The sequence below is a fragment of the Brevundimonas staleyi genome (assembly GCF_041893865.1).
GTDB lineage: Bacteria > Pseudomonadota > Alphaproteobacteria > Caulobacterales > Caulobacteraceae > Brevundimonas > Brevundimonas staleyi.
Genome location: NZ_CP169082.1, coordinates 3,012,047 through 3,033,839 on the forward strand (window position 1 = coordinate 3,012,047; position 21,793 = coordinate 3,033,839).

Here is a 21,793-nt window from a genome sequence, read left to right on the forward strand (position 1 = left end):
TCCGCGCGTCCACAGAACTGGGTCCCCGCTTTCGCGGGGATGAGCGGAAACGGATGGCTCAGAACACGTCGTCCACCTCCGGCGCCAGACGCGGGTCGCGGGCGATGGGCTCGGGCCGGGTCGGGTCGAGGCGCAGGGGCTCGGCGGCGCGCAGGCGGTCGTAGCTGGCCTGGGCGTCGGCGGCGACGGCGGCGCTGTCGCGCAGGATCGTCGGCTTGAGGAAGATGAACAGGGTGCGGCGCGTCTGGCTGTCCCGGCGCGAGCGGAAGGCAGCGCCGACCAGGGGCAGGCTGGCCAGACCGGGCACGCGGCTGTTGGCGCTCTGGCGGTCGTCGGTGACCAGGCCGCCCAGCACCACCGTCTCGCCGTCATCGGCCAGGACCGAGGTCTGGAGGCTGCGGCGGCTGGTGACCAGGTCGGCGGCGCCGACCACGGCGGTCGGGGCCAGGGCCGAGATTTCCTGCGCGACCTCCAGCCGGACCACCCCGCCCTCATGCACGCGCGGCACGACCCGCAGGGTCAGGCCCACGTCCTCGCGGCTGATGGTGGTGAAGGGGTTGGTGGAGTTGCCGGTGGTGGCGAAGCTGCCGGTGCGGAACGGCACGTTCTGGCCGACCACGATCTCTGCCGGCTCGTTGTCCAGCACGGTCAGGTTGGGCGAGGACAGGAGGTTGGCCGCCGAGTTGGTGCCCACGGCCTGCAGCAGGACGCCGAAGTCGCCGTCGGACCCCGCCGCCAGCGACAGGCCGGATCCCAGGAGACGCCCGGCCGGATAGCCGAGGGCCGAAAGCACGGTCGCCAGATCCGTGCCCGCATTGTTGAACGAGGTCCCGCCGACGACGCCGTCCGCCGGCACCGCTCCGCCGAAGCCGAGCTGGACGCCGATCTGTTCGCCCAGTTCGCCGGTGATCTCGACGATGGCGACCTCGATCTTCACCTGGGCGCGACGCAGATCGAGCTGGCCGATGACGTCTTCCAGCATGTCCACCGTCGCGGGCGGGCCGCGCATGACCACGGCGTTCAGCTGCGGCGAGGCCTGGACCGTCACCCCGTCCAGGGTGAAGGCCTCGGTCCGCGTCGCCGCCGACCCGGAGGTCGTCTGGGGCGTCGTGGCGCCGGCGCCGGACGTCAGGGCGGCCGCCGTCTGGCCCGCCGTGTCGCGGTTGGAGGCGCTCAGGCTGGCCAGTCCCGTCGTGCTGCGCAGCGAGCGGGCCACCGGGTTGGTCGCGGACGGTTCGCCACCCAGGAGGCCGCGCACGATCTCGGTGATCGACTCGGCGTCGGAGTTCCTCAGGCGCACCACGCGGGTCACGGGCGTCGCCCCGCCCGGCGTGTCGAGCGCCGCCACGATGGAGCGGGCCTGGGCCAGGTCGGCGGCGTCGCCGCGGATTAGCAGGACATTGGACCGCTCGTCGGCCGTCACGCGCGGCCCACCGGCGTCGGAGCCGAGCAGCGCGCTGACCGAGGCGGCGACATCGGTCGCCGAGGCGTGACGCAGGGCGATGCTGTCGAAGGACGAGCCGCCGCCAGCGTCGAGGCTGGCGGCCAGCTGCTGCACGCGGCGGATGTTCTCGGCATAGTCGGTGACGACCACGGCGTTCGGCTCGGTCAGGGCCTCGATGGCGCCGAAGGAGGACACCAGGGGACGCAGGGCGCGCACGGCCTGATCCGAGGGCAGGTTCCGCAGGCGGACCAGACGGGTCACGATCTGCTGGTTGGAGCTGGCGGCGCCGGTCTCCGACGCCCCGCTCTGGACCACAGTCGCCTGGGGCACGATGCGCCAGACATTGCCGCTCCGCACCGCCGCGAAGCCCGAGGTCCGCAGCACCGACAGGAACAGCTCCCACACCCCGTTGCGGCTCAGAGGCTCGGCCGAGACGACGTTGACCTGACCCTGGACGGCCGGGTCCAGCACCAGGGTGCGGCCGGTGATGCGGCTGACCTGTTCGGCGACGTCCTTGATGTCGGCGCCGCGCATGTTGATGACCACGTCCTGCATGGCGGCGGGCGGCGGGGCGACGGTCTGGGCGAAGGAGGCGGGCGCGACCGGCCCGGCGACCATGCTGAGCGCCAGAACGCTGGTGGTGGACAGGCGGAGGAACTTCTTCACGCCGGGCTCCTAGCGAAGGGGGAGGTTGACGGTCAGGCGGCGGCCTTCCCGAAGAATGACGACCCGCGCCTGACCGGCGGCCCGCGCGCGTTCGATGAGGGCGGCATCCAGACCCGCGACGCCCACGGCCTCGCCGTTCAGGGTCTCGATCACGTCGCCGGGCTGGAGACCGAAGCGGCGGATCTCGGCGGAGGGGTTGGGGCCGATGCGGTAGCCGGAGGCGGTGGCGGTGACACCCGCTCCGGCGGCGGCCGCCGCGACATTGGCGGCGGGAGCGGCGGCGGGGCCGGAAGGCTGAGCGGCCAGAGCGGCGCCGGATGCGGGCGCCGCGGCCGGGGGCGGAGGCGGCGTCGCGGCCGAAACGGCGGGCGTCACCGTGATCCCCGCACCGGGCGTTGCGGGCGCGGCGGCGGCGGCCGGATCGGCGACGACGGGGATGGGGAAGTCGAGGCGCTGGCGCGTGCCGCCCGAGGTCAGGACGACGTGGTCCACCTCGATGGATTCGATCACTGCATCCCCGACCGGCGTCTGGCCCACGCCGTAGATGGTCGCCGGGCCTTCGCCGACCGAGATCAGGGCGGTGGAGGCGCTGGGCGGATAGGCCGAGATGATCCCCTTCAACACCAGGCCGAGGGTCGATCCGGACAGGCCGCCGACCGTCGCCGTCGCGCCGCCGAACGGCGCCAGCGACACGATCCGCGCCACATCGGCGTCGGCGCCGGGCATGGCGGCGGCTCCACCCAGCGGCGGCAGACCGTCGGCCACGGCGACCTCGGTCCGGCCGTCGTCCCAGCCGACCAGCCGCCAGGTCAGCCCGGCCAGCGCCACGGCCAGCGATCCGACCACGACGACGCTGACGGTCCGGAGGATCAGTTCTTCCCTGCGTTCGGGGGTCATGCCGTCGCTCCCCGATCGACGAAGCCGGACAGACGCACCGTCTCCTGACCGCCCGCCGGCGCCACGGCCACCTCGACGGCGACCAGGTCCGGATCGTCGGTGTTGCGACGTTGGACCCGCACGTCCCAGTCCCGCTCCATCATGCGAACGACGGAGACGTCCGGCGTCTGCACCGGACCTTCCAGATTGAGCTCGACCAGCCGGTTCTCGGCCACCCACTGGGCCACGACCCGCTGTTCCAGACCCCGCACGCCGTCGACATGGGCCTGGGTCGCGCGGGTCAGGCCGACCGTCGCGATGGCCAGGATGAACAGGGCGACCAGCGCCTCCATCAGGGAGTATCCAGCCTGCTTGCGGGGGCGCCTCATGCCGGGACCTCTTCCGTCACCGGCTCGACCACGGCGTTCAGCCCGTCGAAGGTCACGCGCCACCGTTGATCCCCCTTGGTCAGACCGAAGGCCGCGACCGGCGCCGCCCCGTCGGGATCGATGCTCACGGGCGAGGCGAGGCCCAGCCCGACCATCCGCACGCCCGCCGGAAACGCATGACGCTCGGCCAGCGCATCCACGACGCCCGTCGCCGCTTCATCGCCACGCGTGAAGACATAACCCTCGCCGTCGAACGACAGGCTCAGGGGACGCCGGGTCACCAGCACGTCGTCGGCCGCCAGCCTGAGCCGGTCCGCCAGACGGTTGGCCTCGGTCTCGACGCCCATGCCGCGATCGGCCGCGCCGACGCCCAGGGTCACGACGGCCGCCATCACGCCCACGATGGCCAGGACCACCAGGATCTCGACCAGGGTCATCCCCGACCGCCGCTTGAAGACGTGTCCCCCGACACTCATGCTCAGCGCGTGCGTTCGGTCAGGTCGGCGTCCAGCTTCTCGCCGCCCTCGCGCCCGTCCTTGCCGTAGGACAGCAGGTCGTAGGCGCCGCCCGTGCCGGGGCTGCGATAGACATAGGGCTTGCCCCACGGGTCGGTCGGGACCTCGGTCAGATAGGGCTCGGCCGGATAGGCGCGCGGCTCCGGCGGGGTCGTCGGGCGGCTGGCCAGCGCCTCCAGCCCCTGCTGCGTCGTCGGATAGTCGCCGTTGTCGAGCCGGTACATCCGCAGGGCCGTGGCGATGGTCTTCAGGTCCGTCTTGGCCACCGTCACCCGCGCCTCGTCCGGGCGGCCGATGACGTTCGGCACGATCAGGACGGCGACCACGGCGATGATCGCCAGCACCACGATCATCTCGACCAGTGTCAGGCCCGCGCGCCGCGATGCAAGATCACGGCCACGCTTGTGACGGTTGAACAAAGTAATCATGACACTTTTTCTTAACGGTAGCGCCAGTGGCGACAGGCTTGTTTTCGCTGCTATAGACCGCGTCATCCGCTCCGGCCACGTCATTCTATTGAGTTTCGCCAATGCTCGGCCGCCCCGCCAGATCGAACCTTCCGAGCAGGGGCTTATGGCGCATCGTTGATGACAGAATCATAGCAGTTGATCGGTCCTATGCCGGTCCGACGACGGTTCTGGTCCCTTCGGAAGACGTCCTGACCCTGACGGTCGATCTGCCCTTCCCGACCCGCGCGGCGCGTCTGGCCAACCTGGCCTATGCGCTGGAGGACGCGGTGGGCGAGCCCCTGGCCACCCTGCATTTCGCCCTGGGCATGGAGGTGGCGCCGCGCCGCCACGTCGCCGGGGTCGTGCGTCATACCAAGATGGCGTCGTGGATCGCCATGCTGGACGAGGCGGCGCTGGAGCCCGCCATCCTGCTGCCCGACGCCCTGACACTGCCCATGCCGTCGGCGGGCGCCTGGGTCGTGAAGGCGGACGGCGAGCGGGCCCTGGTCCGCACCGACAACGGCGCGGGCTTCGCGGCCCCCACCGCCATGCTCGACACCGCCTGGGCCGCCGCCGATCGACCGCGCATCCAGTCGTTCGGCGATCCCCTGCCCGAGGCCCTGGCCGACGGCGTCGAGGAAGAAGCGGCCCTGTTCGGTCTGGGCGGAGAGACGGTCGCCGTCCTGCCGCCGCTGGACCTGCGTCAGGGCCCCTATGCCGCGACCCGTGTCGGGGCGCCGAATGCGGCCAAGACCATCGCCCTCGTCGCCGGGATCGGCGTCCTGGCCCACATCGGCATCCTCGGGATCGACGCCCTCCTCCTGCACAACATGGCGGAGAAGAAGGAGGCCGAGGCCCGCGCCGTGCTGCAAGCCGTCGCGCCCCAGATCGCGGCCGAGGACGATCTGATCGCTGCCGCCGACCGCATCCTGCCCTCGGCGTCCGGCGGCGTGCGTCCCTTCACCCGGCTGATGGCCCAGACCTCCGGCGCACTGCCCGGCGCAGGGGCCGTGGCCTTCAACAGCGCCGTCTATGCGCCGGGCTCGCTGGATCTCGGCGTCGCCGTCTCGGACGCCGCGACCCTGGACCGCGCCATCGCTGCGCTTAACGCCTCGGGCCTGACCGCGACGGGCGCCCCCGCCGCCGTCGACGCGGCCCAGGCGACCAACGGCCTGAACGCCACCATCAACGTCACGCCCGGAGGCGCCGGATGAGGTCCCCCGCCTTCGACCAGGCCGCCGTCTGGATGGCCGGCCGCTCGCGCCGCGAGCAGATCATGATCGCCTTCCTCGGCGGACTGATCGTCGTCGCCGTCCTGTGGCTCGGCGTCATCCGTCCCCTGCTGGACGCGCGCCAGACCGCCATCGGCCGCATCGCCGCCTATGAACAGGTCATGGTCGATGTCCGCGCGGCAGGCGGCGTGGTCCCCACCTCCAACTCAGGCCTGTCGGGCCCGCTTCAGGCCGCCATCCCCACTCACGCCGCCGCCTTCGGCATCATCCCGACCGTGACCGGCGACGACACGACGGCCGAGGTCTCGGTCACCGGCGCCCGCTATGACGCGGTCATCCCGTGGCTGGCCTCGCTGGAGGCGTCGGGCGCCACCCTGTCCAGCGTCAACATCCGGCGCGGCGCCTCGGACGGCGTCGTCGACGTGACCCTCGGCATTCTCCAATGAGCCTCGTACCTCTCTCCCCGTGCACCCCAGCGAAGGCTGGGGTCCAGATCACGAACACCGTCGGCATGGGCGACGCACTGGTGACCCACGCCTGCCAACCATCACTCCATCTGGACCCCAGCCTTCGCTGGGGTGAACGGAGGGAGGGATGAGTTTGGTCGAAAACACATTACATACGCCCTCCCTCGCCTACGGCTTCGCTCGGCGGCACGGGGCCATGATCCTGCGCGGAGAGGGCCGTCCGGTCTGCCTGCACCGCCGCTCGGCGTCGCTCCAGACCCTGCTGGAAGTGCGCCGCGTGGCCGGCGCCGACATCGCCTTCGAGGCCGTGGACGACGCCCGCTTCGACGCGGTCCTGCGCGAACAGACCGGCGACGAGGCCGCGCCCGCCGCCGATTACGCCGCCGCCGACGAGGACCTGGCCGCCCTGGCCGAAGACGCCGCCGCCGTCGACGACCTGCTGGACAGCCGCGACGACGCCCCCGTCGTCCGCCTGATCAACGCCCTCCTGCTCCAGGCCATCCGCGACGGCGCCTCGGACGTCCATATCGAGGCCGAGGAAAAGCGGCTGGTCGTCCGCTTCCGCGTCGACGGCGTGCTGAAGGAAGTCCTCGAACCCGCCCGGGCTCTGGCTCCCCTGCTGGTCAGCCGCATCAAGGTCATGGCCCGGCTCGACATCGCCGAGAAGCGGGTGCCCCACGACGGCCGGGTGACCCTGCGCATCGGCGGGCTGGACGTCGACGTCCGCGTCTCGACCATTCCGTCCCAGTACGGCGAGCGAGTGGTCCTGCGTCTGCTGGATCGCGGCTCGACCTCGCTCGACCTCGCCCAACTCGGCATGAGCCAGCGGGATCTCGACACCTTCGAGCGGATGATCACCCGGCCGCACGGCGTCATCCTGGTCACCGGCCCGACGGGCTCCGGCAAGACCACCACCCTCTATTCCGCCCTGACCCGGCTGAACGACCGCCGCCGCAACATCATGACGGTCGAGGACCCGATCGAATACGCGCTGGACGGCATCGGCCAGATGCAGGTCAACGCGAAGATCGACCTGACCTTCGCACGCGGCCTGCGCGCCATCCTGCGTCAGGACCCCGACGTCATCATGGTCGGCGAGATCCGCGACCACGAGACGGCCGAGGTGGCGGTCCGCGCTTCCATGACCGGCCACCTGATGCTGTCGACCCTCCACACCAATACGGCGGTCGGCAGCGTGACCCGGCTGATCGACATGGGGGTCGAACGCTATCTGCTGGCGCCCATGCTGGCCGGCCTGATCGCCCAGCGTCTGGTGCGCCGTCTCTGCCCGCACTGCCGTCGCGAGGACGTCGCCACTGCGGCCGACAGCGAGATGACGGGCGGCGCCATCGCCGTGGGCGCCCGCGTTTTCCGCCCGGTCGGCTGCCCCGAGTGCCGGGGCGAGGGCTACAAGGGCCGTCTCGGCGTCTATGAGGTCATCGAGGTCGATCCGAAGATGCAAGGCGCGATCCATGACGCCGCCTCCGAAGCCGACCTGCTGAAACTGGCGCGCAAACGCGGCCCCAGCCTGCTGGACGACGGCGCGGCCAAGGCCATGGCCGGCGAGACCTCCGTGCAGGAAGTCGCCCGCGTGGTGCGGGAAGACGTCTGATGCCGGTCTTCGCCTGGCAGGCCGTCGATGCGGAGGGCAAGCCGCACAAGGGCACGATCGAGGCCGCCTCCGACGTCGGCGCGCGCCAACTGGTCCGCGACCGGGGCCTGCTGCCGACCTCGGTCGCCCTGGCGTCCGAGCGCAAGACCACCGACCTGTCCAAGGGCATCGTGATCTTCCAGAAGAAGATCAGCTCAAAGACCCTGTCGGCCATCACCCGCCAGCTCTCGACCCTGATCGGCTCGGACATCCGCATCGAGGAGGCGCTGCGCATCGCCGCCCAGCAGACCGAGGGCCAGCCCATCGGCGTCGTCCTGACCGACGTCCGCTCCGCCATTCTGGAGGGTCGCAGCTTCGCAGCCGCCCTGGCCCGTCACCCCAAGGTCTTCCCGGAGTTCTACCGCGCCTCGATCGCGGCGGGCGAACAGTCGGGCAAGCTGTCGACGGTGCTGGCCCACCTGACCGAGTTCGTCGGCAATCAGGAGAAGGCGCGCCGCAAGGTCCAGTTGGCCCTGCTCTATCCGGCGCTCCTGGCGGGCGTGTCCCTGCTGATGATCACCCTGATGATGATCTATGTGGTGCCGGACATCGTGAAGGTCTTCGTGTCGCGCGGCGCCGAACTGCCCTTCCTGACCCGCGCCCTGATCGCGCTGTCGGCCTTCGTCCAGACCTTCGGCGTCTATGTGCTGATCGCGCTCGCCATCGCCGGGATCGCCTGGAATCGCTGGCTGGCCGTGCCCCAGAATGCTCGCCGCTTCGCCGAATTCCTCTTGAAGACACCGCCCTTCGCCGGCTTCGTCCAGCACCTGAACGCCGCCCGGTTCGCCGGGTCGCTGGCCACCCTCGTCCGCTCCGACGTGCCGCTGGTCGAGGCGCTTCAGGCGTCCGCCGCCGTCACCCCCAACCGCTTCGCCCGAGAGCGTGCCCTGCTGGTCGCCGCCCGGGTGCGCGAGGGCTCGTCCCTGCGCCGCGCCATGGCCGACGCCGACGTCTTCCCGCCCCTGCTGCTGGCCATCGTCGCGGCGGGCGAGCAGTCGGGGAAACTGGGCCACGGTCTGGAACGCGCCGCCCAGGATCTGGAGCAGGAGCTGGATTCGCTCGTTCAGGCCCTCGTGTCGCTGGTCGAGCCGGGCGTGCTTCTGGTGATGGGCGGGATCGTGCTCCTGATGGTGCTGGCGATCCTCATGCCGATCGTGAACCTCAACAACCTCGCCGGGCTGTGAGGACGCAGCAGACCTTCCCGTCTCCTCCCCGTTCGCCGCTGGGCGAATGGGGAGGTGGCAGCGAGCTCTTGCGAGCTGACGGAGGGGTTCTTCGTGCACGCAGAAAGAACCCCTCCGTCTCTTCGCTACGCTACGAGCCACCTCCCCATCGGCTAAGAGGCCGACGGGGAGGAGACAGAACTTACAGCGACGTCTCGATCGACACCGGCGCCCCAACGCCCGGCAACAAGCCGACGCCGCCCGGCTCGACCGAGGCCGTCAGCCCGCCGTCCGCCTGCACCCGCGCCTTCATGACCTCGGCCGCCGTGTCGCCGCGCGCGAAAGCCACCGTCGTCGCCGCTCCGTCGGCCGAGATCGTGCCGTTCAATCCCGGGATCGGCGTCGCCGGTCCGCCCGTCGTCGGCGCGCAGTCGGCCGGCCCGCTGACCATCGTCCCCGCCCCTGCCGGCGTCCCGCGCAACGACAGCTCACTCACATCCAGCCGCATCACCGACGAACAGGCGAACGGCAGGGCCGGCGCCACGGCGTTCAACATCCTGAGCGACGCCGTCCCCTCCAGATCGCGCACCAGAACCCGTCCCGGCCGCACCAGAGCCTTCGCCGTCGCATCGGTATCCGGCCCGCGGAGACCGAACCGCAGCGCGCCCGACAGGTTGGCGATCGAGGACAGCGGCATCACTGTCCAGCTGGCCCCGAACCCGCCCGGCATGGCCCGCTCTCCGGCCCAGATCGTCCCGACCGCCTGCCGCTCTCCATTCGAGGACTTGGCCACGATGATCTCGGCCGGCGCCATGGCAATCAGGCCCAGGGCATATGCGCCGACCGCGACCCCGCCCAGCACCACGCGCCAGCGGGTCACCTTCACCGTCAGGCGCTCGAACTGAAATGCGCCCTGAGCCCGGCCGCCTTCGCCCTCGCGCGTTCTCCAGACCTTCAGCATCGGCGTCTCTCCGTTCGCCCGGAGATAACACGCGGATGAGGGATGCGAAGCGCCGTCGCAAAGGTTTCACCCTGATCGAGGTGCTGATCGCGTTGGGCCTGTTCGCCCTGATTGGGGTCGCCGGTTTCACCCTGCTGAACAGCGTGCTGCGCACCCAGGATGCGACCGACACTCGCCTCGGCCGGATGGCGGAGATCCAGCGCGCCATGCTGGTCGTCTCCTCCGACCTCGACCAGATCACGGGCCAGCTCGGCGGCGGCTCGACCTCGCTCTCGCTGCAGAAGGCTGACATCACCGGGACCATCGTCAACGTCCGCTACGACCTGAACGGCGACGCCATGACCCGCACCGTCGCAGGCCCAGGCGGCGAGCGGGTCCAGACCCTCCTGACCCAGGTGTCCAGCGTGCGCTGGACCTTCCATCGGCGGCGCGGCGACTGGCTGGACAGCTGGCCCCAGCCGCAGCAGCCGACCCAACAGCCCCTGGTCGGGCCCGACGGCCTACCCGCCCCGACCGGCCCTGCGCCCGACGAAGGCGTCACCGCCGTCGCGCTGGACCTGACCCTGACCGGCGTGGACGGACAGCCCACGGCGACCCTGCGCCGCGTCGCCTCCATCCCCCTGATGGACCCTGCGCCCCCGGTCGCGCCATGAGGATCAAACTGACCCGCCGCGAGGGCATGATCCTCCTGAACGTCCTGCTGGTGCTGGCCGTGGCCAGTGTCGCGGTCCTGATCATGGTCTCGACCCAGGACATCGAGGTCCAGCGCTCTACCCGCCTGCGCGACGCCGCCCAGGCCAACGCCTATGCCCGCGCGGGCGAACTGTCAGCCGTGACGACCCTGCGCCGCGACGCCCTGGTCGCCGCCGGAACCGACAACCTGACCGAAGACTGGGCCAAGCTGGGCCAGCAGGAGATTTCCGTCCCCGGCGGCCGCTTCGCCCTGGCCATCGAGGACGACCAGTCGCGCTTCAACCTGAACAGCCTGCACAGTGGCGACGCCGCCCCCATCGCCCTGTTCCAGACCATCGGCGCCTCGCTCAACCTCGATCCCGCCTCCATGATCCGCATCGCGACGGTCGTCCGCGTCGCCGGGCCTCTGACGGACGACAGCCTGATCGTCGCGGCCGGCGTGCCCCGCACCGACCTCGACAAACTGGCGCCCTATGTCGTCATCCTGCCCGAGGATGCGACCATCAATCTGAACACCGTGGGCCTGCCGCTGCTGTCGCTGCTGACGCGCGATCCCGAGGTGGCGCGCAAGCTGGTCGAGGCCCGCACCCGCAAGGGCTTCCTGATGCCCGCGGACCTCTCGGCCGAGGGCGCCCCGGCCATGACCGGCGTCGGCTTCACCTCGAACCACTACCGCGTCGTCACGACCGTGACCGTCGGCGACGTGACCCAGGCGCTGGACAGCCGCATCGCCCGCATCCGCCGCGACCGCGCCGTCGATGTCGTGGTCACCGGCCGCCGCAGAACGGCGGGCTAGCCTCCTCCTTGCGCCGCCTCGAACACCGCCAGCTGGGCCGCGAAGGCGCGCTGGTAAGCCGGCCTCGCCTCGCCGCGCGCGACATAGGCGGCCAGGTTCGGATAATCGTCCACCATCCCCGACGACCCCAGCCGTTGCAGCACCGAGATCATCATCAGGTCGCCGACGCTGAACGCTCCGTCCAGCCAGTCCTTCTCGCCCAGCCAGGCCGACAGCTGATCCAGCCTGCGCCGACACAGGGCCTCGACCGCCTTCAGCCGCGCCTCGAACCAGGGCTCCTCCCGCTCGAACAGGAAGACCATGGTGCGGTCCACGATGGGCGGCTCCACCGTGTTCACCGCCGCGAACATCCACATGATCGCTCGGGACCGCGCCGCCGCATCGGACGGCAAGAGCCCCGAGTGGGTCTCCGCGATCCTCAGGATGATCGCGCCGGATTCGAACAGCGTCACCTCGCCGTCCTCCCAGGTCGGGATCTGGCCGAACGGGTTCAGCGCCAGATGCGCGGGCTCCTTCAGCTCCGCGAACGACCTCAGCCGCACGTCATAGGGCTGGCCCACCTCCTCCAGCGCCCAGCGGACCCGCGTGTCTCGCGCCAGCCCCCGGCCGCGGTCGGGCGAGTTGGCGAAGGCGGTGATCGTCGGGCGCATGGGAACCTCCAGGCCGCCACGATGCGCCTCCTCCCCGACAATCGGCAAGCGCGGCCGCATCGCTGGGTTGTTTCTTAACCTAGAGGGCCAACAATAGGGTGAAAGGCGCCTCCCAATGCTGCAGTCCAATCGCGAAATCCAGACGATGCCCGCTTCGAACGAAACCCTGGCGGACGCCGCCGACGCCCTGTGCCGCCGTGTCGAGGCGGAACTGCCCGACGTGGTCTGCTCGCTGATCTCCGTGGACGAGGAAGGCCGTCTCCATCCGGTCGCGGGGCCCAGCCTGCCGCAGGAAATGTGCAAGGCCTTCGACGGCCTGTCGGTCGGTCCCATGGTCGGGGCCTGCGGCACGGCCATCTATACCAAGCGGTCGGTCGAGGCGGCGGACATCGCCACCGACCCGCGCTGGACCCACTATGCCGCCCTGCCTCTGAAGTACGGGCTGAAGGCCTGCTGGTCCACGCCGGTGATCGGCCGCGACGGCACCGTCTTCGGCGCCTTCGCCCTCTACTACCGCGAGGTCCGCAGCCATACCGCCCGCGAGGCCGAGGTGGTCCAGGGCTGCGTCGAGTTCTGCGCCGAGGCCATGGAGCGTCATCGCGACGAGGCCGCCGTTCCTGAATGCGCCTTCGCCCACGCCCGACGCGCATAAGAAAAGGCCGGAGAAGGTCTCCCTTCCCCGGCCCCAGTGTACGTTCAGGAGAGAACGAACCTAGTAGCGGTAGCGCGCGCCGACGTAGAGCTGGCGGCCCGTGTGGTGATAGACGGAGGTCGACTGACGGCTGTCGTCGCCGACGTACTGGTGGTTTTTCTCGTCCGTCAGGTTCAGCCCTTCGAACGTCAGGCTGATCTGGTCGGTCAGGTTGTACGAAGCCGAGGCGTCCCAGTTCAGGGTGTCGTTTTTGCCCTCGATGAAGTTGCCGTTCCGGCCCGGAACGTTCTGCAGATAGGCCTGGCGGAACGAGGCCGAGACCCGCGCCTTGAATCGTTCGTCCTCGTAGTAGAGCGTGCCGTTATAGGCTTCCGGCGACAGGTTGATCAGGTCGTTGGTCACGAAGGTCGTGCACAGGGCGTCGTTGCAGTAGTCGATCTCGCTTTGGACGCGCGTGTAGTTCGCCTGGATGCCGAAGTTCTGGAGAATGCCCGGCAGGAAGGTGAACGGCTGCTGATAGCTGATCTCGAAGCCCTTCAGCGGACCGCCCTCGGTGTTCACCGCCGAAGTCAGCTGGAAGACGGTCGAGCCCGAGCAGACGCCGGTGCAGAAGGCCGGATCGAAGGCCGAGGGGTTCAGACCGGTCAGGGCCGTGTACGGCAGGTCCTGACGGACGATCTGAATGTAGGTGTCGATGTCCTTGTAGAAGTAGGCGAAGGACAACAGGCTTTCCGGCGCGAAATACCATTCGACGGTGAAGTCGTAGGTCTTGGCGCGGAACGGCTCCAGATTCACATTGCCGATCGAAGCCGTGAAGTTCGGGCCCGTCGTCGACAGCGAGGTCGTCGGGACCAGATAGTTGGTGCCGGCCAGGGTGTTGCCGATCTGCGGACGCGCCATGACCTTGGCGGCGCCGAAGCGGACGATCAGGTCCTGCATCGGCTCGATGGCCAGGTTCAGCGACGGCAGGGTGTCGTCATAGGTGTTCTCGCCGCGCACGCGCGACCCGCCGGCGGTCGAGGAGTAACCCTTGGCGATCAGCTCGGTATAGGCCTTGCGGACGCCCACGTTGCCGCGAACCGGGATGTTGCCGACGTCGAAGTTGAAGTCCGCCTGGACGTAGTAGGCGAAGTCGTTCTCCTCGATCGTGCGGTTGCCGCCGCGCGCATTGCCGTTGGTGATGCTGGTCAGCGAGAAGTCGCCGCCGGCCACCCCGGTGTTGCAGTTGCAGTAGATGTTGAACAGGCTGGCCAGGGCGTTCAGGTCCGGACGAACCCACGACGACGCCGTGCCGCCGGGGATCAGATTCGCGCCGAAGCCGGTCAACAGGTTGGTGATCGAGGCGATGGTCGTCCCGGCCGGCAGGGCCGGAACCACGGTCTCGTCCGTCCGGCGGAACTCGTAGGAGTCCGACAGATAGGTCTTGCCGTTCACGCCGGCTTTCAGGGTCAGCCAGTCCCTGGCGTCCCACTCCAGGTCGCCCGACACCGCTTCGAAGGTCGTGGTCACGCCGTTGGGGCGCAGACGGATTTCCGAGCGCGGCAGGCTGGCCACGGTCGTGCCCAGGCTGACGTCGCGCCAGCCCCAGTTGGCCGGGTTGGCGACGTCGAAGCCGTAGTTGATGACCGGGGTGTTCGGGTTGCCGCGGAAGTCGAACGAGTAGCCCTGGACGTTCTGGCGATCCAGGGTGACCGTCGTCTGCACCGGGTTGCTGTATTCGGACAGCGCCCGACCGATGTAGAATTTGCCGCGCAGGGTGTCGGTGAACTCGCGCTCCAGGGTGAAGTTCACCTGGGTGAACTCGGTCGTCAGTTCGTCGTAGCGCTGCTCGGAACGAACATCGACGTTGTCGAACACGCCGTAAACCAGGGCGTTGTTCTCCACGGCGGCCTGACGGACGGCGATCTGGGTCTGGCCACCGGCGGCCGCGTTACGGCTGAACGACAGGGATTGCAGGAAGTCTTCCTGACGGGTCGAATCCAGCTTCGAATACAGGATGTCCAGGCTGGCGACGGTCTGGTCGTCGGGCTTGAACTGGAAGGCGCCGGTGACGCCCAGACGCTCCTGACGGTGGGTCAGCCGGCCATAGCGCGGCAGACGCGGAATGAAGACGCCGGCCTGGTTGGCGGTGTTGTAGGCCGCGATGTTCTCGGCCGTGCCGGCCGGGCGGGCGACGCCGGTGGCGCAGGCCGTGGCCGTCGTGCCGTTGGCGGTCGAGTTGGTCGGGTTCTGCGGCGTGACGCCCAGGGGCGAGCAGAAGCCGCCCGAGTTCGAGGAGCCCGGAGCCGCCGCCGGCGCCCAGCGCACGGACGAGAAGCCCTCTTCCCACAGGTCGCGCTCGGAATAGGCGACCGACACCAGGGCGCCGAACATGCCGTCGTTCCAGGTGTTGGACAGCAGAAGCGCGCCGCGCGGATTGTAGCTGTCCGACAGGTCGTTCCAGCCGCCCTGCACCGAGGCCGCCAGGGTGAAGCCGTCATAGTCGAACGGGCGCGTGGCCTGCAGGTCGATGGTGGCGCCCAGCGAGCCTTCTTCGGTCTCGGCGGCGGCGGTCTTCCGCACCGTGATCGAGTTGAAGAGCTCCGACGCGAAGACGTTGAAGTCGAAGCCGCGGCCGCGGTTGGCGCCGCCCGAGGAGTCCGAACCGCCCGTGGTGGCCTGGGCCTCCATGCCGTTGATGCGGGTGCGGGTGAAGTCCGAGGACAGGCCGCGCACCGTGATCGAACGGCCTTCGCCGGCGTCGCGGTCGATGGAGACGCCCGGAATGCGCTGCACCGCTTCGGCCAGGTTCAGGTCGGGGAAGTCGGCGATGTCTTCGGCGACGATGGCGTCGACGACGCCCGCCTCACGGCGCTTGATGCCCAGCGCCGCGTCCAGCGAGGCGCGGAAGCCGGTGACGACGATCTCGTCGACCTGGGTCGCGTCGTCGTCCTGCGGCGCCGTCTGTGCGGAGGCGGTCGCGGCCCCCACGCTCAAGGCGATGGCCAGACCGGAAACGCCGGCCACGAGCCCATTGCGGAGCGCGCACGGGCGCCCCTTGCGATACTGATACATAGTGCCTCCTCCCAAGGAATGTCGTTTCGCCGGCTTGTCGCCGATCTGTTCTGACCGATCCGGAGCCTTCCCCGTGACCGATTGACACCGGTATCATTTACAGCCGTTATTTGGCCTGACACCGGTATCAATGAAGACCCTAACCTGATGAAGACCGTTCTTGCAACCCGTCTCGTTCAAGCTTCGCTGTCAGCGATCATTCTGGCCACGGCCCCCGGCTGCGCCAGCGCGGGCGGGCCTTCACAGGCTGACGCGACCGAAATCGTCGCCTTTCCCGGTGCGTTTGGGGCCGGTCGCGGGGCGCTCGGCGGGCGCGGCGGCGCGGTCGTTCGCGTCACCAGTCTGAACGATTCGGGGCCGGGCAGTCTGCGCGCGGCGGTCGAAACGGAGGGGCCGCGAACGGTCGTCTTCGACATCGGAGGGACCATTCGTCTGGCCACCCCTCTGCGGATTCGCGAGCCCCGCATCACGATCGCCGGACAGACGGCGCCGGGCGGCGGCATCACCCTGCGTGGCCAGCCCCTGCTGATTTCGACCGACGACGTCGTGGTCCGCTATATCCGCTCGCGCCTCGGCGACGAGGACGGGGTGGAGACCGACGCCGTCACCATCGACCGGGGCAGCCGGATCATTCTGGACCACGTCTCGGCCTCCTGGTCGGTGGATGAGACGCTGTCGATCGGCAGCCGCGACCGGGTCATCGACGCGGTCACCGTCCAGTGGTCGATCATCGCCGAAAGTCTGAACCTGTCGACCCATTCCAAGGGCGATCACGGCTATGGCTCGCTCGTGCGCGGCAATCGCGGCGCCCGCTTCACCTTCCACCACAATCTGTGGGCCCAGCACCGCGCCCGTATGCCCCGGCCGGGCAACTATCTGACCCCCGACGTCGATCCGGTCGGCCCGTATTTCGAGTTCACGAACAACGTCTTCTACGACTGGGGCCAGGGTCACGCGGGCTACAATTCCGACCGCGATCCGGCGACCGTCTCGACCTACGCCTTCGTCGGCAACGCCTACAAACGCGGCCCGGATTCGACCGGGGCGGTGATCTTCGAGGAAGAGTCCTCGGCCGCCCACGCCTGGTTCGAGGGCAACAGCATCGACGGCGTCGTCCCCGCCGATCCCTGGGCCCCCGTCACCGGCGACGACGCCCCCGGCTACCGCCTGACCGCCCTCCCGGCCTGGGCCATGGGCGCGACCGAGACGGCGGATGAAGCCTATGCCTCCGTACTCGCCAGGGCCGGCGCCTCGCGCGTTCGCGACGCGGTCGATACGCGCATCCTGGCCGGCGTCGCGGACGGCACGGGCCGGATCATCAACTCCCAGACCGACGTCGGCGGCTGGCCAGACCTGCCCCCCGGCACGCCCTGGACCGACACGGACGGCGACGGCATGCCAGACGACTGGGAGACCGCCCACGGCCTCGATCCCGCGACCCCGGACGGCGCGGCGGACCGCGACGGCGACGGCTACACCAACCTGGAGGACTGGCTGAACAGTCTGGCGATCTAGGCCTTCTTGCGGGTCCGCGCCGGCGTCGCCGCCTTCGGCTGTTCCGCCTCGATCTGATCGGCGCGCAGACCCGGCTTGCCCCGGATCGGCTTGGCCGGCTTGCCGGCCTGCACCGCCAGCCCGCGTTTCTCCACCTCGGCCAGGATGGCGTCCAGCTCGGCCTCGGTCAGGTGTTCGATGCCGATGAACCGCGCGTCCGCCTGTTTCACCGCGAACACCAGTTCGTCCAGCTTGGCCTGCATCGCCGCGCCGTCGCGGTTCTGGGTGTTCTGGATCAGGAAGACCATCAGGAAGGTGACGATCGTCGTGCCGGTGTTGATGACCAGCTGCCAGGTCTCGTTGAACTGGAAGATCGGCCCCGAGATCGCCCAGACCAGCACGATCCCGACGCAGGCGATGAAGGTCCACGGCTTGCCCGCCACCTTGGCGGTCAGGGTCGCGAACCGGACGAACAGCTTTTCCATGCCGGCTCAACGGCCACGCTTGTAGGCGGGTTCCTGACGTCTCCAAGCCGACAGAAGAGATCGCGTCCGTCGTCAGGCTGCGGCGTGCGAAACGTCCGCGACGTCGACGGCCGGGACGCCGTCCGCCAGAGCCGACGCCACCTTCTCGTCGCCCAGGAAGACATGCACCGCGATGGCGCTGCCGTGCAGGCGCATCAGGGCCAAGGCCTCGTTGACGGCCTCGTCATGGGTGGAGGCCGCGAGCGGCTCCATATGCGGAACGGACAGGATCGAAGATTCGATAAAGCAGAAATAGGTCACGGACATCTCCCGAGCCGACAGGCGGGAGTGTGCGGCGTGCGATACCGATCTCTTCCAGCCGCGAGCGCCCAAGGATCGTAGCCCGCGATAGGCTGACCATACGCCGATCGCGCGGCGATAGCGAATCCCGAGCCTGACCGTTGCGAGGATCGGACGGCGCCAGCCCGCCCTCAGTCCGCCGTCGCCGCCCGCTTCTGCTCGAACGCATAGCCCAGCGACAGCACGGTCGCGTCCTGCCAGGCCCCGGCCATGATGCTGAGGCCCACCGGCATGCCGCGATCCTGGCCCATCGGCACGGTCAGGTGCGGATAGCCGGCGACGGCGGCCAGCGTGCTGGCCGAGCCCTGACCGTTGTCGTCGTCGTCCCGGTCGTTGGTCCAGGCGCGCGAGGTCGTCGGCGAGACCAGGGCGACGACACGATTGTCGGCCATCATCCTGTCGATCCCCTCCACGCCCGACAGGCGCAGCGAGGTCGCCCGCGCCTCGACATAGGCGGGGTCCGACAGGCCTCCCGTCGCCTCGGCCCGCTCGAACAGCTCCTGTCCGAACAGCACCGTCTCGCGCGGCTCGGCGGCGTTGAAGGCGATGACGTCGGCCAGGGTCCGCGTGGGCACCTGCTCCGGGTCGGTCGAGGCCAGATAGGCGTTCAGGTCGACCTTCAGCTCGGTCAGCAGGACCGTCAGCTGCGCCCCGCCGATGGTCCGCATGTCCGGCCCTTCGGTGATCTCGACCAGCTCCGCGCCCGCGTCCCGCATCGTCTGCAAAGCCGCCTCGAACGCCGCCTTGGTGTCGTCGGAGAAGCCGTTCGCCATGAACCGCATCACCCCGATCCGCGCCCCGCGCAGGGAGTTCGCGTCCAATGCGGCGACATAGTCCACGCGCCGCGCATCGGCCTCGGCCGTCGCGGCGTCGGCCGGGTCGGTCCCCGCGATGGCGTTCATGACGCGGGCGGCGTGTTCGACCGTATCGGCGATGGGGCCGGCGGTGTCCTGAGAATGGCTGATCGGCACGATGTGGGTGCGGCTGACCAGACCCACGGTCGGCTTGAACCCGACCACGCCGTTGACCGAGGCCGGGCAGACGATGGAGCCGTTGGTCTCCGATCCGATCGCCACCGGGACCAGTCCGACCGCCACCGCCGCCGCGCTGCCCGACGACGAGCCGCAGGCCGTCCGCGTCGTGTCGTGCGGATTGGGCGTCAGGCCGCCGACCGCGCTCCAGCCGCTGATCGACCGGTTCGAGCGGATGTTGGCCCACTCCGACAGATTGGCCTTGCCGACGACGCGGAAGCCCGCCCGCCGCAGCCGCTCGACCAGAGGCGCATCCCGGCCCGGCGCATTGTTCGCCAGGGCCAGCGACCCGGCCGTCGTCGGCATGTCCGCCGTCTCGATATTGTCCTTGATCAGGATCGGCAGGCCTTCACCCGTCGGCGCCTCGCTGGCCCAACGGATCACCGCGTGCGACGCGATGGCGTCGCGCAGGCACAGGGCGGTCAGGCTCTCGGCCACGCCCTCGCAATGCGCCTCCGCCCCCGCCAGCTGCTCGGCCAGCATCGGCGCCGTGTCCTGTGCGAACGCCGGCGCCGACAGTCCGGCGAGGATCAGCCCGCCGACGGCGCCCGCGATCCGATCGTGCGATCGAGGAAGTCGAGATACATGCGCCATTGTTGCAGCTGCCTTTCGTTGCCCCGAACGCCGTGCCGCTGCCCCGGATAGAGCATCAGTTCGAACGGAATGGATTTGGACTGGAGCGCGTCGATGACCCGCGTCGAGTTCTCCAGGATCACGTTGTCGTCCGCCATGCCGTGCATCAGCAGCATCCGGCCGGTCAGGTTGTCGAGGCGCGGAATGGCGTTGGACGCGGCATAGCCTTCCGGGTTCGCTTCCGGCGTCGACATGAACCGCTCGGTATAGTGGGTGTCGTAGAGGCTCCACTCGGTCGGCGGCGCCCCCACCATGGCCGAGGCCAGGCCCATGTCAGGTTCGGTGATGGCCATCAGGCTCATGAACCCGCCATAGGACCAGCCCATCATGGCGATGCGCGCATCATCGACGTAAGGCAGCGATCTCAGATAGTTGGCCGCCAGAACCTGATCCTCGATCTCAGGCTGGCCCATCTTCAGATAGAGGGCTTCTTTGAACTTCGTGGAGCGATCGCCCTCGCCGCGGTTGTCGAGCCGGAAGACGATGTATCCCGCCTCAGTCAACAGTTGAGTCGTCGCCGGTTGCCACGCCCGACGCACTCCGCCGGCCGACGGTCCGCCATAGACCTGCATCACCACCGGATAGGTTTTCGACGGGTCGAAATCGACCGGCTTGGCCATCTGCCAGACCAGGGTCTCGCCATGGCTTTCCAGCGTGCCGTACTCCATCACCGGACGGCGCGAAACGAACGGCGCGAACGGGTGGTCGGCGTTCAGCGCATTCTCCTCGATCCACCGCACGAAGGTCCCGTCCGCCTGATAGAGGCCCGAGCGCATCGGCGTGGTCAGGTCGGTGTAGTTGCCGACATAGGCGGTGCCCGTCCGATTCAGACTGGCCGACCACCAGCCGCCCTCCGGCGTCACCGGAACCGGCGTGACGGTCTCGCGGAGACTCGCGCGGAACATCTGCTGCTCGATCGGATATTCCTCGCCGTCGCGCATGGAGGCGGTGAAGAAGACCTCGCCCGTCTCGGCGTTCACGCCGTTCAGGCTCTTGATCGCATAGTCGCCCTGCGTGATCGGCCGGATCACCCGCCCGTCGGCGCCGTACAGATACAGGTGCCGCCAACCGCTCTCCTGCGACGACCAGATGAAGGTCCCGTCGGCCAGCGCCTTGAAGTCGTTGTTCAGGGAAACCCAGGCGTTCGACCGCTGGGTGTTGATGACGCGCGAGGCGCCGGTCGCCGGATCGACGGCCAGCAGGTCCAGCGTCTTCTGGTCCCGCGACTGACGCTGGACGTACAGGGTCGATCCATCGGCCGACCAGTTCACGCGCGCCAGATAGATGTCCGCGTTGGTCCCCAGATCCACCTTGACCCGACGGCCGGCGGCCACGTCCTGCACATACAGTTCGACGACCGCGTTCGGCCGCCCCGCGCGCGGATAGCGCTGCTCGATCACGCTGGCGCCGCCGCCGGTGATGTCCAGGCGCGGGATGACGTCGACGGTCGATTCATCCGTCCGCTGCAGGGCGATGTATTTCTCGTTCGGGCTCCACCAGTAGCCGGTGTCGCGGTCCATCTCCTCCTGGGCGATGAACTCGGCGGTGGCCCAGGTGATCAGGCCCTCGCCGTCCGTGGTGATCGCCTGTTCGGCGCCCGAGGCCAGGTTCATCACGACCAGATCCTGATCGCGCACGAAGGAGACGTAGTTGCCTTCCGGCGAAACCTTGGCGTCGACCTCGTCAGCCTCGGTCTCGGTCAGGCGACGGACCCCGCCCCCTTCCCGGCTGGCCAGGAAGATGTCGCCCTCCAGCGGCGCCAGGATGTAGCGACCCTGTTCGTCCCACGAATATTCGACGACGCCACGCTGGCTAATCCGCATCCGCTCGCGCCGCGCCTTCTCGGCTTCGGACAGTTCGCCGGCGTCGGGCACCAGGGCCCGCGCGTCGATCAGCTTGAACGGCTCGCCCGCGCCCGTCGGCGCGGCCCACAGGTCTAGCACCGACACGTCGTCCGTCCGCGCCCTCAGGAAGGCGACCAGCTCGCCGTCCGGCGACAGGCTGACCCCCTGGGCCACCGGGCCGTTCAGACTGGGGTTGGCGAACACCCGCTCCGGCGTCAGCACCGCGGGGTTGGCTTGAGCGAAGGCCGATCCGGCCGTCAGGGCGAAGACGGAAGCGAGAAGAACTGTGCGCATGGCCGGGGACGCTAG

The 21,793-nt window shown here is 69.4% G+C and carries 20 protein-coding genes; 8 read left to right on the forward strand and 12 right to left on the reverse strand.

Features of this window, described 5'->3' with window-relative positions:
* Window positions 1-58: 58 nt before the first annotated feature.
* From gspD to gspG, 5 genes are read right to left on the reverse strand one after another with little or no spacing between them, the layout of a single operon-like run.
* Window positions 59-2,110, reverse strand: a complete 2,052-nt coding sequence (gspD, locus tag ACETK8_RS15240; protein ID WP_374036680.1) for a type II secretion system secretin GspD — start codon at window positions 2,108-2,110, stop codon at window positions 59-61.
* Between the two features lie 9 nt (window positions 2,111-2,119).
* Window positions 2,120-3,007 carry a type II secretion system protein N gene (locus ACETK8_RS15245; protein ID WP_374036681.1) on the reverse strand — a complete coding sequence of 296 codons (888 nt, stop codon included), beginning with the start codon at window positions 3,005-3,007 and terminating at the stop codon, window positions 2,120-2,122.
* Entirely contained in the window at window positions 3,004-3,375 is a 372-nt protein-coding gene (gene gspI / locus ACETK8_RS15250) for a type II secretion system minor pseudopilin GspI (RefSeq protein WP_374036682.1), read from the reverse strand. Before gspI ends, ACETK8_RS15245 begins: the two co-directional genes overlap by 4 nt.
* Window positions 3,372-3,812, reverse strand: a complete 441-nt coding sequence (locus ACETK8_RS15255) for a GspH/FimT family pseudopilin (protein ID WP_374036683.1) — start codon at window positions 3,810-3,812, stop codon at window positions 3,372-3,374. The genes gspI and ACETK8_RS15255 overlap by 4 nt, the downstream gene beginning before the upstream one ends.
* Window positions 3,813-3,853: 41 nt before the next feature.
* Window positions 3,854-4,318 carry a type II secretion system major pseudopilin GspG gene (gene gspG / locus ACETK8_RS15260; protein ID WP_374036684.1) on the reverse strand — a complete coding sequence of 155 codons (465 nt, stop codon included), beginning with the start codon at window positions 4,316-4,318 and terminating at the stop codon, window positions 3,854-3,856.
* A gap of 101 nt (window positions 4,319-4,419) precedes the next feature.
* Here gspG and gspL point away from each other — a divergent pair, with 101 nt between their 5' ends.
* The 4 genes from gspL (at window position 4,420) to ACETK8_RS15280 (ending at window position 8,873) form a co-directional block, all read left to right on the forward strand.
* A complete protein-coding gene (gene gspL, locus ACETK8_RS15265) occupies window positions 4,420-5,553 on the forward strand; it encodes a type II secretion system protein GspL (RefSeq protein WP_374036685.1) in 1,134 nt (377 codons plus the stop codon).
* Window positions 5,550-6,017: a type II secretion system protein GspM gene (gspM, locus tag ACETK8_RS15270; RefSeq protein WP_374036686.1), complete on the forward strand. Its 468-nt coding sequence runs from the start codon at window positions 5,550-5,552 to the stop codon at window positions 6,015-6,017. The genes gspL and gspM overlap by 4 nt, the downstream gene beginning before the upstream one ends.
* Before the next feature lie 217 nt (window positions 6,018-6,234).
* The gene (locus ACETK8_RS15275; RefSeq protein ID WP_374036687.1) at window positions 6,235-7,650 is read left to right on the forward strand and encodes a GspE/PulE family protein; all 1,416 of its coding nucleotides are present in this window, start codon (window positions 6,235-6,237) and stop codon (window positions 7,648-7,650) included.
* A complete protein-coding gene (locus ACETK8_RS15280; RefSeq protein ID WP_374036688.1) occupies window positions 7,650-8,873 on the forward strand; it encodes a type II secretion system F family protein in 1,224 nt (407 codons plus the stop codon). The genes ACETK8_RS15275 and ACETK8_RS15280 overlap by 1 nt, the downstream gene beginning before the upstream one ends.
* Window positions 8,874-9,054: 181 nt before the next feature.
* On the opposite strand, the gene ACETK8_RS15285 is transcribed toward ACETK8_RS15280, so the two are convergent.
* Window positions 9,055-9,813: a hypothetical protein gene (locus tag ACETK8_RS15285; protein WP_374036689.1), complete on the reverse strand. Its 759-nt coding sequence runs from the start codon at window positions 9,811-9,813 to the stop codon at window positions 9,055-9,057.
* A 35-nt stretch (window positions 9,814-9,848) separates the two neighbouring features.
* Between ACETK8_RS15285 and ACETK8_RS15290 the strand changes: the two genes are divergently transcribed.
* Window positions 9,849-10,466 (forward strand): prepilin-type N-terminal cleavage/methylation domain-containing protein, encoded by a 618-nt coding sequence (locus ACETK8_RS15290; protein ID WP_374036690.1) that lies wholly within the window; start codon window positions 9,849-9,851, stop codon window positions 10,464-10,466.
* Window positions 10,463-11,302 (forward strand): hypothetical protein, encoded by an 840-nt coding sequence (locus ACETK8_RS15295; RefSeq protein WP_374036691.1) that lies wholly within the window; start codon window positions 10,463-10,465, stop codon window positions 11,300-11,302. The genes ACETK8_RS15290 and ACETK8_RS15295 overlap by 4 nt, the downstream gene beginning before the upstream one ends.
* Here the strand turns inward: ACETK8_RS15295 and ACETK8_RS15300 are convergent.
* Window positions 11,299-11,952: a glutathione S-transferase family protein gene (locus tag ACETK8_RS15300; protein ID WP_374036692.1), complete on the reverse strand. Its 654-nt coding sequence runs from the start codon at window positions 11,950-11,952 to the stop codon at window positions 11,299-11,301. The two genes, ACETK8_RS15295 and ACETK8_RS15300, sit on opposite strands and share 4 nt — an antisense overlap.
* A 115-nt stretch (window positions 11,953-12,067) precedes the next feature.
* Between ACETK8_RS15300 and ACETK8_RS15305 the strand changes: the two genes are divergently transcribed.
* Window positions 12,068-12,604: a GAF domain-containing protein gene (locus ACETK8_RS15305; protein WP_374036693.1), complete on the forward strand. Its 537-nt coding sequence runs from the start codon at window positions 12,068-12,070 to the stop codon at window positions 12,602-12,604.
* A gap of 60 nt (window positions 12,605-12,664) precedes the next feature.
* Here the strand turns inward: ACETK8_RS15305 and ACETK8_RS15310 are convergent, their stop codons facing one another.
* On the reverse strand, window positions 12,665-15,610 hold the full coding sequence (locus ACETK8_RS15310) for a TonB-dependent receptor (protein ID WP_374036694.1): 2,946 nt from the start codon (window positions 15,608-15,610) through the stop codon (window positions 12,665-12,667).
* Window positions 15,611-15,805: 195 nt separating this feature from the next.
* On the opposite strand from ACETK8_RS15310, the gene ACETK8_RS15315 reads away from it, so the two are divergent.
* Window positions 15,806-17,173: a pectate lyase gene (locus ACETK8_RS15315; RefSeq protein ID WP_374036695.1), complete on the forward strand. Its 1,368-nt coding sequence runs from the start codon at window positions 15,806-15,808 to the stop codon at window positions 17,171-17,173.
* Here the strand turns inward: ACETK8_RS15315 and ACETK8_RS15320 are convergent.
* The 4 genes from ACETK8_RS15320 to ACETK8_RS15335 all read right to left on the reverse strand — a co-directional run bounded on the left by ACETK8_RS15320 (window position 17,170) and on the right by ACETK8_RS15335 (window position 21,778).
* Window positions 17,170-17,637: a low affinity iron permease family protein gene (locus tag ACETK8_RS15320; RefSeq protein WP_374036696.1), complete on the reverse strand. Its 468-nt coding sequence runs from the start codon at window positions 17,635-17,637 to the stop codon at window positions 17,170-17,172. The two genes, ACETK8_RS15315 and ACETK8_RS15320, sit on opposite strands and share 4 nt — an antisense overlap.
* A gap of 72 nt (window positions 17,638-17,709) precedes the next feature.
* The gene (locus tag ACETK8_RS15325; protein WP_374036697.1) at window positions 17,710-17,937 is read right to left on the reverse strand and encodes a hypothetical protein; all 228 of its coding nucleotides are present in this window, start codon (window positions 17,935-17,937) and stop codon (window positions 17,710-17,712) included.
* A 170-nt stretch (window positions 17,938-18,107) separates the two neighbouring features.
* The gene (locus ACETK8_RS15330; RefSeq protein WP_374036698.1) at window positions 18,108-19,601 is read right to left on the reverse strand and encodes an amidase; all 1,494 of its coding nucleotides are present in this window, start codon (window positions 19,599-19,601) and stop codon (window positions 18,108-18,110) included.
* Entirely contained in the window at window positions 19,538-21,778 is a 2,241-nt protein-coding gene (locus ACETK8_RS15335; RefSeq protein WP_374036699.1) for a S9 family peptidase, read from the reverse strand. The genes ACETK8_RS15330 and ACETK8_RS15335 overlap by 64 nt, the downstream gene beginning before the upstream one ends.
* Window positions 21,779-21,793 lie beyond the last annotated feature (15 nt).